At 71.6% G+C, this 13,223-nt stretch carries 9 protein-coding genes and 1 riboswitch; of the genes, 3 read left to right on the top strand and 6 right to left on the bottom strand.

All coding sequences use genetic code 11. The annotated features are described in order from the left end of the window. Window positions 1–200 precede the first annotated feature (200 nt). The gene (locus ACQY0Z_RS04080; RefSeq protein WP_189903305.1) at window positions 201–1,211 is read right to left on the bottom strand and encodes a polyprenyl synthetase family protein; all 1,011 of its coding nucleotides are present in this window, start codon (window positions 1,209–1,211) and stop codon (window positions 201–203) included. Between the two features lie 526 nt (window positions 1,212–1,737). After that, window positions 1,738–1,908, top strand: a riboswitch (cyclic di-AMP (ydaO/yuaA leader). Between the two features lie 2 nt (window positions 1,909–1,910). Here ACQY0Z_RS04080 and ACQY0Z_RS04085 point away from each other — a divergent pair. Next, the gene (locus tag ACQY0Z_RS04085; RefSeq protein WP_189903303.1) at window positions 1,911–2,384 is read left to right on the top strand and encodes a transglycosylase SLT domain-containing protein; all 474 of its coding nucleotides are present in this window, start codon (window positions 1,911–1,913) and stop codon (window positions 2,382–2,384) included. Here ACQY0Z_RS04085 and ACQY0Z_RS04090 read toward each other — a convergent pair. After that, complete coding sequence (locus ACQY0Z_RS04090; protein WP_189903301.1) at window positions 2,348–3,220, bottom strand: HAD family hydrolase; 873 nt, start codon at window positions 3,218–3,220, stop codon at window positions 2,348–2,350. The genes ACQY0Z_RS04085 and ACQY0Z_RS04090 overlap by 37 nt on opposite strands. Before the next feature lie 264 nt (window positions 3,221–3,484). Here ACQY0Z_RS04090 and fahA point away from each other — a divergent pair, with 264 nt between their 5' ends. Both fahA and ACQY0Z_RS04100 read left to right on the top strand, forming a co-directional pair. Beyond that, the gene (gene fahA / locus ACQY0Z_RS04095) at window positions 3,485–4,699 is read left to right on the top strand and encodes a fumarylacetoacetase (RefSeq protein WP_439811844.1); all 1,215 of its coding nucleotides are present in this window, start codon (window positions 3,485–3,487) and stop codon (window positions 4,697–4,699) included. A gap of 161 nt (window positions 4,700–4,860) precedes the next feature. Further along, window positions 4,861–5,799, top strand: coding sequence for a M56 family metallopeptidase (locus tag ACQY0Z_RS04100; RefSeq protein ID WP_189903297.1), 939 nt, complete (start codon window positions 4,861–4,863; stop codon window positions 5,797–5,799). Window positions 5,800–5,832: 33 nt separating this feature from the next. On the opposite strand, the gene recQ is transcribed toward ACQY0Z_RS04100, so the two are convergent. The 4 genes from recQ to nuoL all read right to left on the bottom strand — a co-directional run bounded on the left by recQ (window position 5,833) and on the right by nuoL (window position 13,216). After that, window positions 5,833–7,827: a DNA helicase RecQ gene (gene recQ / locus ACQY0Z_RS04105; RefSeq protein WP_439811845.1), complete on the bottom strand. Its 1,995-nt coding sequence runs from the start codon at window positions 7,825–7,827 to the stop codon at window positions 5,833–5,835. Between the two features lie 198 nt (window positions 7,828–8,025). Beyond that, window positions 8,026–9,678: an NADH-quinone oxidoreductase subunit NuoN gene (gene nuoN / locus ACQY0Z_RS04110; protein WP_254585599.1), complete on the bottom strand. Its 1,653-nt coding sequence runs from the start codon at window positions 9,676–9,678 to the stop codon at window positions 8,026–8,028. After that, window positions 9,675–11,246: an NADH-quinone oxidoreductase subunit M gene (locus ACQY0Z_RS04115; protein WP_189903292.1), complete on the bottom strand. Its 1,572-nt coding sequence runs from the start codon at window positions 11,244–11,246 to the stop codon at window positions 9,675–9,677. The genes nuoN and ACQY0Z_RS04115 overlap by 4 nt, the downstream gene beginning before the upstream one ends. A 5-nt stretch (window positions 11,247–11,251) precedes the next feature. Further along, window positions 11,252–13,216 carry an NADH-quinone oxidoreductase subunit L gene (nuoL, locus tag ACQY0Z_RS04120; protein WP_189903290.1) on the bottom strand — a complete coding sequence of 655 codons (1,965 nt, stop codon included), beginning with the start codon at window positions 13,214–13,216 and terminating at the stop codon, window positions 11,252–11,254. Window positions 13,217–13,223: the final 7 nt, after the last annotated feature.

Raw genomic sequence — 13,223 nt, forward strand, 5'->3', positions numbered from 1 at the left:
ACGGGACCACGGCCCCTCACCCGCCCCGTAGGGGTCACCCGGGTACCGGAGGCGTACGGGGACGGCCGGGCGGCAGCCGGGGGACGGCCGGGCGGCAGCCGGTCGACGGCCGGGCGGCAGCCGGTCGACGGCCGGGCGGCAGTCGGTCGACGGCCGGGCGGCAGTCGGGGAGGACGACCGGAACGGCCGGCCGGAGCCGGTCAGCCGGCCCGGTGCACCACCGCGTCGCACAGCTCGACCAGCGCCGACTTGGCGGGGCCGTCGGGCAGCGGGGCGAGCGCGGAGCGCGCCTCCTCGGCGTAGCGCACGGTGTCCCGGCGGGCCTGGCCGAGCGCCGGGTGGGCGCGCAGCAGGCGCAGCGCCTCGGCGTGCCGGGTGTCGTCGGTGAGGTCGGAGTCGAGCAGCTCGCACAGGGCGAGGTCCTCGGCGAGGCCTAGCCGGGCCGCCCGCTCGCGCAGGCGCAGCACGGGGAGGGTGGCGATGCCCTCGCGCAGGTCGGTGCCGGGGGTCTTGCCGGACTCGTGGGAGTCGGAGGCGATGTCGAGGACGTCGTCGGCGAGCTGGAAGGCGACGCCGAGCCGCTCGCCGTACTGGGTGAGGACGTCGACGACGGTCTCGTCGGCGCCGGACATCATCGCGCCGAAGCGGCAGGAGACGGCGACGAGGGAGCCGGTCTTGCCGCCGAGCACGTCCAGGTAGTGGTCGACCGGGTCGCGGCCGTCCTGAGGGCCCGCGGTCTCCAGGATCTGGCCGGTGACCAGCCGCTCGAACGCCTCGGCCTGCACCCGCACGGCCTCCGGGCCGAGGTCGGCCAGGATGTGGGAGGCGCGGGCGAAGAGGAAGTCGCCGGTGAGCACGGCGACCGAGTTGCCCCAGCGGGCGTTCGCGCTCGCGACCCCGCGGCGCACCTCGGCCTCGTCCATCACGTCGTCGTGGTACAGCGTGGCCAGGTGGGTGAGCTCCACCACGACGGCCGACGGCACGACGCCGGGCGCGTAGGGGTCGCCGAACCGGGCGGCCAGCATGACGAGCAGCGGGCGGAACCGCTTGCCGCCGGCCCGCACCAGGTGCTGCGCGGCCTCCGTGATGAACGGCACCTCGCTCTTGGTGGCTTCGAGCAGCCCTTCCTCGACAGCCGTCAATCCGGCCTGGACATCGGCTTCCAGAGCCTGGTCCCGCACGCTCAGCCCGAACGGCCCGACGACGGTCACGAGGGGTCTCCTGTCTGCTGGTGTCTGCTGGCGGTTACACGGTTTGTCGATAGGTCGCTGCCACCACTCGAGTCAGCGTATCCGGTCAGGTTTCGATCACCGCCAGGGCCCGGGGTCACAAGCAGGGCGATACGGGATCAGAAGCGGAGTGTTTTTGTTCGGCTGATAACAACGGACATACCTCAGCTTCCCGGACACAGTGACCCCTGAACCATCCTGCCCCACCCCTGGGTCCGATTTGCCGTTATTGGTGAGCGAATTCCCCTTGGCCACAAATGCGCTCGGGGTCGCCGTTCCGTGAAGTGAGTCACGCGCCGGGCGATCACCGGGACACCCTCGCACACCCCCGTCCTTCCGCTCCACGCAACGGAGTTGACGCTTGGCGACCGCAAAGGATCAAACGTTCAAAAACACCCATCTCAAGATCAAACGGGGTGTTGCGTGATCGTCGCACTTGTTCCCGACATCTGCTCTCGCATACGTTCCGGGCCTGCCGGGTGGACGCCTAGTCCTGCCGCCACCCGCATCACACCCGACGACCAACTCACGCACGGCAGGAGCGGGGGACCCAGGTAAGCCGCCGTACCGGACACCACGCCGGGACGGCTCGGGGTGAAGCCATGCCCGCAGGGGCACGGCCGGGCACTCTCCCGCCCGAACCCGACAGCTCACCTCGCAGGCGTAGGAGAGGACCCAGACATGCCCGCTTTCGCTTCGCCCCGTCGCCTCGTCCGCACCCTTGCCGTCGCCGGCACCGGCGTCGCCGTGGTCGCGCTGCCGCTGTTCGGGGCCACCAGCGCCTCCGCGGCCCCCTCGGCCCAGGCCACGACCGCCGCCTCCACGACCGCGTACCCGGACAACCTCGACGGCTGGATCCGCGAGGCGATGGACATCATGGCGCAGAACGGCATCCCCGGCTCCTACGACTCCATCCACCGCAACATCATGCGGGAGTCGTCCGGCAACCCGGCCGCCATCAACCTGTGGGACTCCAACGCCGCGAAGGGCACCCCGTCGAAGGGCCTGCTGCAGGTCATCGACCCGACCTTCCAGGCGTACCACGTGCCCGGCACCGCCTTCGACCCGTTCGACCCGGTCGCCAACATCGCCGCGGCCTGCAACTACGCCGCCGACCGCTACGGCTCGATCGACAACGTCTTCGGCGCGTACTGAGCCGACCTCTGACGGCCGACACCGGCCACCTGCCCGAACAGTCGCTCGAGGACGACGGCCACGCCGTCGTCCTCGTTCGACAGGGTGACCTCGTCGGCCACCGCCTTCAGCTCCGGATGCGCGTTGGCCATGGCGACGCCGTGGCCCGCCCACCGGAACATGGGGACGTCGTTCGGCATGTCCCCGAAGGCGATCGTGTCCTCGGGGCGCAGCCCCAGGTGCTCGGCGGCCAGCGCCAGCCCCGTCGCCTTGGTGACCCCGCACGGCTGGAGCTCCACCGTGCCCGGCCCCGACATGGTGACCGTGGCCAGCGAGCCGACCACGGAGCGGGCCGCCGCCGCCAGCGCGTCGTCCGACAGCGCCGGGTGGCGCAGCAGCACCTTGCTGATCGGCTTCGCCCACAGGTCGTCGCGCCGCTCCACCCGCACCGACGGCAGCGTCGGGTGCGGCATCCGGTAGCCCTGCTCGATCAGCGTCAGCCCGTCGACCCCGTCCTGGTCGACCGCGGCGTACACCTCCCCCACCTCGGCCTCGATCTTGCCGAGCGCGGTCTCCGCCAGCTCCCGGTCCAGCCGGACCGACCACAGCATCCGCCCCGCGGCGGCGTCGTAGACCTGCGCCCCCTGTCCGCACACCGCGAGCCCCGTGCAGCCGAGGTCGTCGAGAAGCGGCCGCACTCTGGGGGCCGGCCGGCCCGTCACCACGAGGTGCCGGGCACCGGCCCGTCCGGCCCGGGCGAGGGCGGCGAGGGAGCGGTCGGAAAGGGTGTCGTCACCGCGCAGCAGCGTCCCGTCCAGGTCGGTGGCGATGAGAGAACAATCGGTGGGTGCGGCCATGATCAGAGAATACGGACAAGAGGACCGTCCGATTCACCACGCCCGTATGCCCTCGCATTGGGTGCGTTTTGCTGTCCTCTGCCGCCGGATCGCGACCGGATGAGAGCTGTTTCCCCGTGTGACCGGAACACCGAGCGCTCCACCGGACCCGGCCTCGGGAAGTCGTCCCCTGTAACAGGAGACCGCCGGGACGCGACCCCGTAACGTGTGGCTCGGCCACGGACACGTGGCCCACCCGCGCACACGAAAGCGAGGCAGCACCCGATGCCCCCCTTCGATGTCCCCGAGGGCGACCCCTTCGGCCCGCACAACCTGCCGTACGGCGTCTTCTCGCTCCCCGGTTCGGCGGAGCGCACCGTGGGCGTCCGGCTGGGCGACCACGTCCTCGACGCCGGCGCGGCGGCACACGCCCTGGGCTCCCCCTACGCCTCCCTGCTCGCCTGCCCCACCCTCAACCCGCTGCTGGCGGCGGGCCGCACGGCCTGGTCGGACGTGCGCCGCGCGCTCACCGCCTGGGTGACGGTCCCGGCGCACCGGGAGACGGTCGAGCCCTTCTTCCACCCGCTGTCCGAGGTGACGCTCCATCTCCCGTTCGAGGTCGCGGACTACGTCGACTTCTACGCCTCGGAGAACCACGCGCGGAACGTCGGGCAGATCTTCCGCCCCGACGCCGAGGACTCCCTCACCCCCAACTGGAAGCACCTGCCGATCGGTTACCACGGCCGTTCCGGCACCGTCGTGGTGTCCGGCACCGACGTGGTGCGCCCCTCCGGGCAGCGCAAGGCGCCCGCCGACCCCGCCCCGGTCTTCGGCCCCTCCGTGCGGCTGGACATCGAGGCCGAGGTCGGCTTCGTCGTCGGCGTCCCGTCCGAGCAGGGCCGGCCCGTGCCGCTGAGCGCCTACCGCGACCACGTCTTCGGCCTGTTCCTGCTCAACGACTGGTCCGCCCGCGACATCCAGGCCTGGGAGTACGTGCCCCTCGGCCCGTTCCTGGGGAAGTCCTTCGCCACCTCGGTGTCGGCGTGGGTCACCCCGCTGGACGCCCTGGACGAGGCCCGCGTCGCCCCGCCCGGGCGCACCCACGACCTGCTGCCGTACCTGGACGACTCCGGCGAGGAGCCCGGCGGCTACGACCTGCGCATCACCGTGACCATCAACGGCCACACCGTCTCCGAGTGCCCCTTCTCCACCATGTACTGGACGGCCGCCCAGCAGCTCGCCCACATGACGGTGAACGGCGCCTCCCTGCGCACCGGCGACCTCTACGGCTCCGGCACGGTCAGCGGCCCCGCCGAGCGGGAGCGCGGCTCCCTGCTGGAGCTGACCTGGAACGGCCGCGACCCGCTCGAACTCCCCGACGGCAAGCGGACGTTCCTGGAGGACGGCGACGTGGTGACGCTGTCCGCCTGGGCGCCGGGACCGGACGGGGTGCGGGTGGGCCTCGGCGAGGTGACGGGACGGGTGGTCCCCGCGTCCTGACCCCTCCGGCCCTACCGCGGCGCACAACCACGCTGACTCGCACCGCCCTTCGCCGTCATACTTGGCGTCGGGCGGTGCGTTTCTTCTTCCGCGCCGCGCACCGCACCACCGCACGCCCCCCCCCCGAGCCGCTTCTTCCGACAGGATCCGGAGCCCGTGGCATGACGTACTGCCTGCTCCTGCTGAGCGTGGTCGCCCTGACCGCCGCCGTGCCCGTCCCCCGTCTGCTGACCCGGGCGTCGTGGCCGGAACGGGAACCGGTCGTCGCCCTGTGGGTGTGGCAGTGCCTGGTCGCCACCGTGCTGCTGTGCTGTCTGACCGCCCTGGCGCTGGGCGCCGCCGCCGTCTTCGGCACCGTGCGCGCCCAATTGTTCGCACCGGCGCCGCCCGCCGTGACCGCCGCCTACGACCTGTCGCACGCCTCGCCCTGGACGACCGTCCTCACCGTGCTGCTGGCCTGCGGCGCCGCCTGGACCACGGCGATGCTCGCCCGTGAACTGGTCGAGGCCCGCCGCCGTCGCGCCCGTGCCCGCGCGGAGCTGCTGGACCGCGCGCCCGACCTCCCGGCGGGGCTTCCCGAGGGGCGGGGGCCGCTGCTGGTGCTGGAGGAGGAGTACCCCGACGCCTGGTGGATGCCGGGCAGCCCGCCCCAGCTCATCGTCACGACCGGCGCGCTGCAGCGGCTCACGGACCATCAGCTCGACGCGGTCCTCACCCACGAGCGCGGTCATGCCCGGGCCCGCCACGACTGGCTGCTGCATCTGTCGGCGGCGCTGGCGGCGGGCTTCCCGCGCGTCCCGCTGTTCGCCCACTTCTGCGAGCAGACCCACCGGCTGGTGGAGCTGTCCGCCGACGACACGGCCTCCCGGCGCTGCGGGCACCTGACCACCGCGCTGGCGCTGATCGAGCTGAACCAGCACCGGGGCGTGCTGTCCTGCTCCTCCAGCCACCGGCTGCTCGGCGAGCGCGTCGACCGGCTCCTGGAGCCGCCACCCCGGCTCGGCCGCCGTCACCGCGCCCTGACGACGGCGGCGGCGTCACTGGTGCCGCTGCTCCCGCTGCTGATCACGTTCGCGCCGGGGCTGACGGCGCTGCCCTAGTGAGGGCGGGGCAGCGGAAGTCCGGGCCGGGCCTCAGGTCCAGTCGGGCTCCTCGTCCGGCCAGTCGTACGCGTCCGGGGCCTCCGCAGCGGGGCCCGAAGCCGCGCGGGGCGCCGGGACCTCGGCCGCCGCGTCGGGAGCGGCCGCGCCCGGCGCCGACAGCCCCGCCAGCACCTCCACGACCCCCTCCCCGTACGTCGCCCGCTTCTTCTCGCCCACGCCGCTGATCCCGCCGAGCTGCTCCACCGAGGTGGGCCACACCGTGACGATCTCGCGCAGCGTGGCATCGTGGAAGATCACGTACGCCGGGACGCCCTGCTCCTTGGCCGTCTCCGCCCGCCAGGCGCGCAGCGCCTCGAACGCCGGCTGGAGCGCCTCGGGCAGCTCGGCCGCCGCCGCCTTCGCCTTGCGGTCGCGGCCCGACCCGCCGCCCGCGCGGGACGTCACCGGCTTCTCGGGCTCCTTGCGCAGCGGCACCTCCCGCTCGCGCCGCAGCACCGAGCCGCTGGCCTCGGTGAGCACCAGCGTGCCGTAGTCGCCCTCGACCGCGAGCAGACCCTGGGCGAGCAACTGGCGGATCACGCCACGCCACTGAGCCTCGCTCAGCTCCTCGCCGATGCCGAACACGGAGAGCTGGTCGTGGTCGAACTGGATCACCTTCGCGGTGCGGCGGCCCAGCAGGATGTCCACGATCTGCACCGCGCCGAACTTCTGGCCGCGCTCCCGCTGCAGCCGCACCACCGTGGACAGCACCTTCTGCGCCGCCACCGTGCCGTCCCAGGTCTCCGGCGGGGCGAGGCAGGTGTCGCAGTTGCCGCAGTTCTCCCCGGACGGCTCCTGGCCGAAGTAGGCGAGGAGCTGGCCCCGGCGGCAGCGCACCGTCTCGCACAGGGCGAGCATGGCGTCCAGATGCTGGTTGGCCCGCCGCCGGAACGCCTCGTCGCCCTCGCCGGACTGGATCAGCTTGCGCTGCTGGATGACGTCGTTCAGCCCGTAGGCCATCCACGCCGTGGACGGCAGGCCGTCGCGGCCCGCGCGGCCCGTCTCCTGGTAGTACCCCTCGACCGACTTGGGCAGGTCGAGGTGGGCGACGAAGCGGACGTCCGGCTTGTCGATGCCCATGCCGAAGGCGATGGTCGCCACCACGACCAGGCCCTCCTCGCGCAGGAACCGCGCCTGGTGCGCGTGCCGCGTCCCCGCGTCCAGCCCTGCGTGGTACGGCACGGCCTCGATGCCGTTCTTCGACAGGAACTCGGCGGTCCTCTCCACCGAGTTGCGCGAGAGGCAGTACACGATGCCCGCGTCCCCGGCGTGCTCCTCGCGCAGGAAGGCGAGGAGCTGCTTGCGCGGGTCGGCCTTGGGCACGATCCGGTACTGGATGTTGGGCCGGTCGAAGCTGGCCACGAAGTGCCGGGCGTCCGGCATGCCCAGCCGCTCGGTGATCTCCCGGTGCGTGGCGTCCGTGGCGGTCGCGGTGAGGGCGATGCGGGGCACGTCCGGCCACCGCTCGCCCAGCACGGACAGCGTGAGGTAGTCGGGCCGGAAGTCGTGTCCCCACTGGGAGACGCAGTGCGCCTCGTCGATGGCGAAGACGGAGATCTTGCCGCGTGAGAGGAGGTCCAGGCTGCTGTCCAGGCGCAGCCGCTCCGGCGCCAGATAGAGCAGGTCGAGCTCACCGGCGAGGAACTCCGCCTCGACCGTCCGCCGCTCGTCGAAGTCCTGCGTCGAGTTCATGAAACCGGCCCGCACGCCGAGCGCCCGCAGCGCGTCGACCTGGTCCTGCATCAGCGCGATCAGCGGGGAGACGACCACGCCCGTGCCGGGCCGGACCAGGGCCGGGATCTGGTAGCAGAGCGACTTGCCGCCGCCGGTCGGCATGAGCACGACCGCGTCGCCGCCGGCGATCACATGGTCGACGACCGCTTCCTGCTCGCCGCGGAAGCTCTCGTAGCCGAAGACCCGGTGCAGCGCAGCCAGCGCCTCACTGTCCGTCACTGCCATCCCGGCGACACCGTCCGTCCCGTGCATCGTCCCGTCCCCCGCGGCCGTACCTCGGCCACTGCGTCCACCATAGGCGTCCGGACCGACAGCCCCGGAGTTGTCCACAGGCCCGCCCGGAACGCTCCGGCGCTGTTCGATCCACGGCCCCGCCGCGACCAGGAACGACCGCGGCCCGGCACCCCCGTGTCGGGGTACCGGGCCGCTCCGTGCGTACGGCGGGGCGCGTCAGCGCACGAACACCCCCGCGTCCCCGGCCAGGTCCAGGAAGTACTGCGGCGCCACACCGAGCACCACCGTGACCGCGACGCCGACCGCGATGGCCGTCATCGTCAGCGGCGACGGCACCGCGACGGTCGGGCCCTCCGGGCGCGGCTCGCTGAAGAACATCAGCACGATGACGCGGATGTAGAAGAACGCCGCGACCGCCGACGAGATCACACCGACCACGACCAGCGGGACCGCGCCGCCCTCCGCCGCCGCCTTGAACACGGCGAACTTCCCCGCGAAGCCCGAGGTCAGCGGGATGCCCGCGAAGGCCAGCAGGAACACCGCGAACACCGCCGCGACCAGCGGGGAGCGCCGGCCCAGGCCCGCCCAGCGGGACAGGTGGGTCGCCTCGCCGCCCGCGTCCCGCACCAGCGTGACCACGGCGAAGGCGCCGATCGTCACGAAGGAGTAGGCCGCCAGGTAGAACAGCACCGACGAGATGCCCGAGGGCGTGGCCGCGATGACACCCGCGAGGATGAAGCCCGCGTGCGCGATCGAGGAGTACGCCAGCAGGCGCTTGATGTCGGTCTGGGTGATCGCCACGATCGCGCCGGCCAGCATGGTGACGATGGCGACGCCCCACATGACCGGCCGCCAGTCCCAGCGCAGGCCCGGCAGCACCACGTACAGCAGGCGCAGCAGGGCGCCGAAGGCCGCGACCTTGGTGGCCGCCGCCATGAAGCCGGTGACCGGGGTGGGCGCGCCCTGGTAGACGTCGGGCGTCCACATGTGGAACGGCACCGCGCCGACCTTGAACAGCAGGCCCATTACCAGCAGTGCGGCGCCGATCAGCAGCAGCGCGTCGTTGCCCATGGTGTCGGCGAGCGCCGGGGTGATCTCCGGCACGGTGCCGTCGACGACCTGGGCGATCGTCGCGTACGACATGGAGCCCGCGTAGCCGTACAGCAGGGCGATGCCGAACAGCGTGAACGCGGAGGCGAACGCGCCGAGCAGGAAGTATTTGACGGCCGCCTCCTGCGACATCAGCCGCTTGCGCCGGGCCAGCGCGCACAGCAGGTACAGCGGGAGGGAGAGGACCTCCAGGGCCACGAACAGCGTCAGCAGGTCGTTGGCCGCCGGGAAGACCAGCATGCCCGCGACCGCGAAGAGCAGCAGCGGGAACACCTCGGTGGTGGTGAAGCCGGCCTTGACGGCGCGCTTCTCGCTGTCGCTGCCGGGGACGGCGGCGGCCTGCGCGGCGAAGGAGTCGACGCGGTTGCCGTGCGCCTCCGGGTCGAGCCGGCGCTCGGCGAAGGTGAACAGGCCCACCAGCGCCGTCAGCAGGATCGTGCCCTGGAGGAAGAGCGCCGGTCCGTCGACGGCGATCGCGCCCATGGCGGCGATGCCCGCCTTGGTGGTGGCGTACCCGTCGGCGGCGAGCGCCACGACCGCGGCGAACGCGGCGACCAGGGCGACCACCGACACGAACATCTGTGCGTAGTAACGGGACTTGCGCGGCACGAAGGCCTCGACCAGGACCCCGACGAGCGCGGCGCCGACGACGATCAGCGTGGGCGCGAGCTGCCCGTACTCGATCTTGGGTGCGTCGATCTTGACGATCGGATCGGCCGCGGTTGTCCACAGGCTGTGGACGGCTGCTGTTGCGCTCACTTGGCCGCCTCCACCTCGGGCTGGGGGTCCTTCTTCTGTACGTCGGACAAGGTCTGCTTCACCGCCGGGTTCACGATGTCCGTGACGGGCTTCGGGTAGACGCCCAGGAACACCAGCAGCACGACCAGGGGCGCCACCACCGCGATCTCCCGCACCCTGAGGTCGGGCATCTCGGCGACCTCGGGCTTCACCGGGCCGGTCATCGTCCGCTGGTAGAGGACGAGGGTGTAGAGCGCGGCGAGCACGATGCCGAAGGTGGCGACGATGCCGATCACCGGGTAGCGGGTGAACGTGCCGACCAGGACCAGGAACTCACTGACGAAGGGCGCGAGGCCGGGCAGCGAGAGGGTGGCGAGGCCACCGATCAGGAAGGTCCCGGCGAGCACCGGGGCCACCTTCTGCACACCGCCGAAGTCGGCGATGAGCCGCGAGCCGCGCCGGGAGATCAGGAAGCCGGCGATCAGCATCAGCACGGCGGTCGAGATGCCGTGGTTGACCATGTAGAGCGTCGCCCCGGACTGGCCCTGGCTGGTCATCGCGAAGATGCCCATCACGATGAAGCCGAAGTGCGAGATCGAGGCGTAGGCGATCAGCCGCTTGATGTCGCGCTGGCCGACGGCGAGCAGCGCGCCGTAGATGATGCTGATCACCGCGAGCACCATGATCACGGGTGTCGCCCACTTGCTGGCCTCCGGGAAGAGCTGGAGGCAGAAGCGGAGCATCGCGAAGGTGCCCACCTTGTCGACCACCGCGGTGATGAGCACGGCGACCGGGGCGGTGGACTCCTGCATGGCGTTGGGCAGCCAGGTGTGCAGCGGCCACAGCGGCGCCTTCACCGCGAAGGCGAAGAAGAAGCCGAGGAACAGCCAGCGTTCGGTGCTGGTCGCCATCTCCAGCTCGCCGTTGGCGCGGGCCTGGGCGATCTCGGTGAGGGAGAAGTTCCCCGCGACCACGTAGAGCCCGATCACCGCGGCCAGCATGATCAGACCGCCGGCCAGGTTGTAGAGGAGGAACTTCACCGCCGCGTACGACCGCTGGGTCGCCGCCTTCTCCTCGCCGTCCTTGTGGGCTCGGTCCCCGAAGCCTCCGATGAGGAAGTACATCGGGATGAGCATGGCCTCGAAGAAGATGTAGAAGAGGAAGACGTCGGTGGCCTCGAAGGAGATGATCACCATCGCCTCGACGGCCAGGATCAGGGCGAAGAAGCCCTGTGTCGGCCGCCACCTCTTGCTGCCCGTCTCCAGCGGGTCGGCGTCGTGCCAGCCGGCCAGCACGATGAACGGGATCAGCAGCGCGGTCAGCGCGATCAGCGCCACCGCGATGCCGTCCACGCCCAGTTCGTAGCGGACGCCGAAGTCGGCGATCCAGGAGTGGGACTCGGTGAGCTGGTAGCGGTCGCCGTCCGGGTCGAAGCGGACCAGGACGGTGATCGCCAGGGCGAGTGTGGCCAACGAGAACAGCAGGGCCAGCCACTTGGCCGCCGTGCGCCTCGCGGCCGGTACGGCGGCCGTGGCGATCGCCCCGATGGCCGGGAGCGCCGCCGTCGCTGTCAGGAGAGGAAAGGACATCGGTATCAGACCGCCCTCATCAGCAGGGTCGCGGCGACGAGGACCGCCGCGCCGCCGAACATCGAGACCGCGTAGGACCGCGCGAAGCCGTTCTGCAGCCTGCGCATCCGCCCGGACAGACCGCCCACGGAGGCGGCCGTGCCGTTGACGACCCCGTCGACCAGGGTGTGGTCGACGTACACCAGCGAGCGGGTGAGGTGTTCGCCGCCGCGGACCAGGACCACGTGGTTGAAGTCGTCCTGGTACAGGTCGCGGCGGGCGGCCCGGGTGAGCAGCGAGCCGCGCGGGGCGACGGCCGGCACCGGGCGCCGTCCGTACTGCGCCCAGGCGACCGCCACGCCGATGACCATCACCGCGACCGTGGACAGCGTCACCGTCAGCGCGCCGACCGGCGGGTGTCCGTGGGCGTGCCCGGTGACCGGCTCCAGCCAGTGGATGAAGCGGTCGCCGATGCTGAAGAACGCGCCGCCGAACACCGATCCGACGGCCAGCACGATCATCGGGACCGTCATGACCTTCGGCGACTCGTGCGGGTGCGGCGGCTCGTAGGCGCCGGCGGTCTGCGCGGCCGGCTCCACGTCCGGGGAGGCCGGGGACGGCGTCGGCGCGTCGCGCCAGCGCTCCTCGCCGAAGAACGTCATCAGCATCACGCGCGTCATGTAGTACGCCGTGATGGCCGCGCCCAGCAGGGCGCAGGCGCCGAGGATCCAGCCCTCGGTGCCGCCCTTGGCGAACGCCGCCTCGATGATCTTGTCCTTGGAGAAGAAGCCGGACAGGCCCGGGAAGCCGATGATCGCGAGGTAGCCGAGGCCGAACGTGACGAACGTGACCGGCATGTACTTCCTGAGGCCGCCGTAGCGGCGCATGTCGACCTCGTCGTTCATGCCGTGCATGACCGATCCGGCGCCGAGGAAGAGCCCGGCCTTGAAGAAGCCGTGTGTCACCAGGTGCATGATCGCGAAGACGTAGCCGATCGGGCCGAGGCCCGCGGCCAGCACCATGTAGCCGATCTGCGACATGGTCGAGCCGGCCAGCGCCTTCTTGATGTCGTCCTTGGCGCAACCGACGATCGCACCGAACAGCAGCGTGACCGCGCCGACGACGGTCACCACCAGCTGCGCGTCCGGGGCGCCGTTGAAGACGGCCGCCGAGCGGACGATCAGGTAGACGCCGGCGGTCACCATGGTCGCGGCGTGGATGAGGGCCGAGACCGGGGTCGGGCCCTCCATCGCGTCCCCGAGCCAGGACTGCAGCGGCACCTGGGCGGACTTGCCGCACGCGGCGAGCAGCAGCATCAGGGCGATCGCGGTCAGCTTGCCCTCGCCCGCCTCGCCGGCGAGAGCGGCCTCCCCGTGGCCGCCGAGCACCGGCCCGAAGGCGAAGGTGCCGAACCACAGGAACATCAGCATGATCGCGATGGACAGGCCCATGTCACCGACGCGGTTGACCAGGAAGGCCTTCTTCGCGGCCGTGGCCGCGCTGGGCTTGTGCTGCCAGAAGCCGATCAGCAGGTAGGAGGCGAGACCGACGCCCTCCCAGCCGACGTACAGCAGCAGGTAGTTGTCGGCGAGGACCAGGATCAGCATCGCCGCGAGGAAGAGGTTCAGGTAGCCGAAGAAGCGGCGGCGCCGCTCGTCGTGCTCCATGTACCCCACGGAGTAGAGGTGGATCAGCGAGCCGACGCCGGTGATCAGCAGCACGAACGTCATCGACAGCTGGTCGAGCCGGAAGGCTACGTCCGCCTGGAAACCCTCCACCGGGATCCAGCTGAACAGGTGCTGCACGACCGTGCGGTCCTCGGCGCCCTTGCCCAGCAGGTCGGTGAAGAGCACCAGGCCGAGGGCGAAGGACACGGCGGCCAGGGCCGTGCCGATCCAGTGGCCGACGGCGTCCAGCCGGCGGCCGCCGCACAGCAGGACCACCGCTCCGAGCAGAGGCGCCGCCACCAGCAGCGCAATCAGGTTCTCCACGATTCAG

It is taken from the genome of Streptomyces sp. P9-2 (assembly GCF_051903975.1).
GTDB classification, from domain to species: Bacteria; Actinomycetota; Actinomycetes; order Streptomycetales; family Streptomycetaceae; genus Streptomyces; species Streptomyces cellulosae.

Coding starts and splice junctions, on each gene's coding strand:
- ACQY0Z_RS04085 (WP_189903303.1), top strand. CDS start 1,911: ATGCCCGCTTTCGCTTCGCCCCGTCGCCTCGTCCGCACCCTTGCCGTC.
- ACQY0Z_RS04090 (WP_189903301.1), bottom strand. CDS start 3,220: ATGGCCGCACCCACCGATTGTTCTCTCATCGCCACCGACCTGGACGGG.
- fahA (WP_439811844.1), top strand. CDS start 3,485: ATGCCCCCCTTCGATGTCCCCGAGGGCGACCCCTTCGGCCCGCACAAC.
- ACQY0Z_RS04100 (WP_189903297.1), top strand. CDS start 4,861: ATGACGTACTGCCTGCTCCTGCTGAGCGTGGTCGCCCTGACCGCCGCC.
- recQ (WP_439811845.1), bottom strand. CDS start 7,827: ATGCACGGGACGGACGGTGTCGCCGGGATGGCAGTGACGGACAGTGAG.
- ACQY0Z_RS04115 (WP_189903292.1), bottom strand. CDS start 11,246: ATGTCCTTTCCTCTCCTGACAGCGACGGCGGCGCTCCCGGCCATCGGG.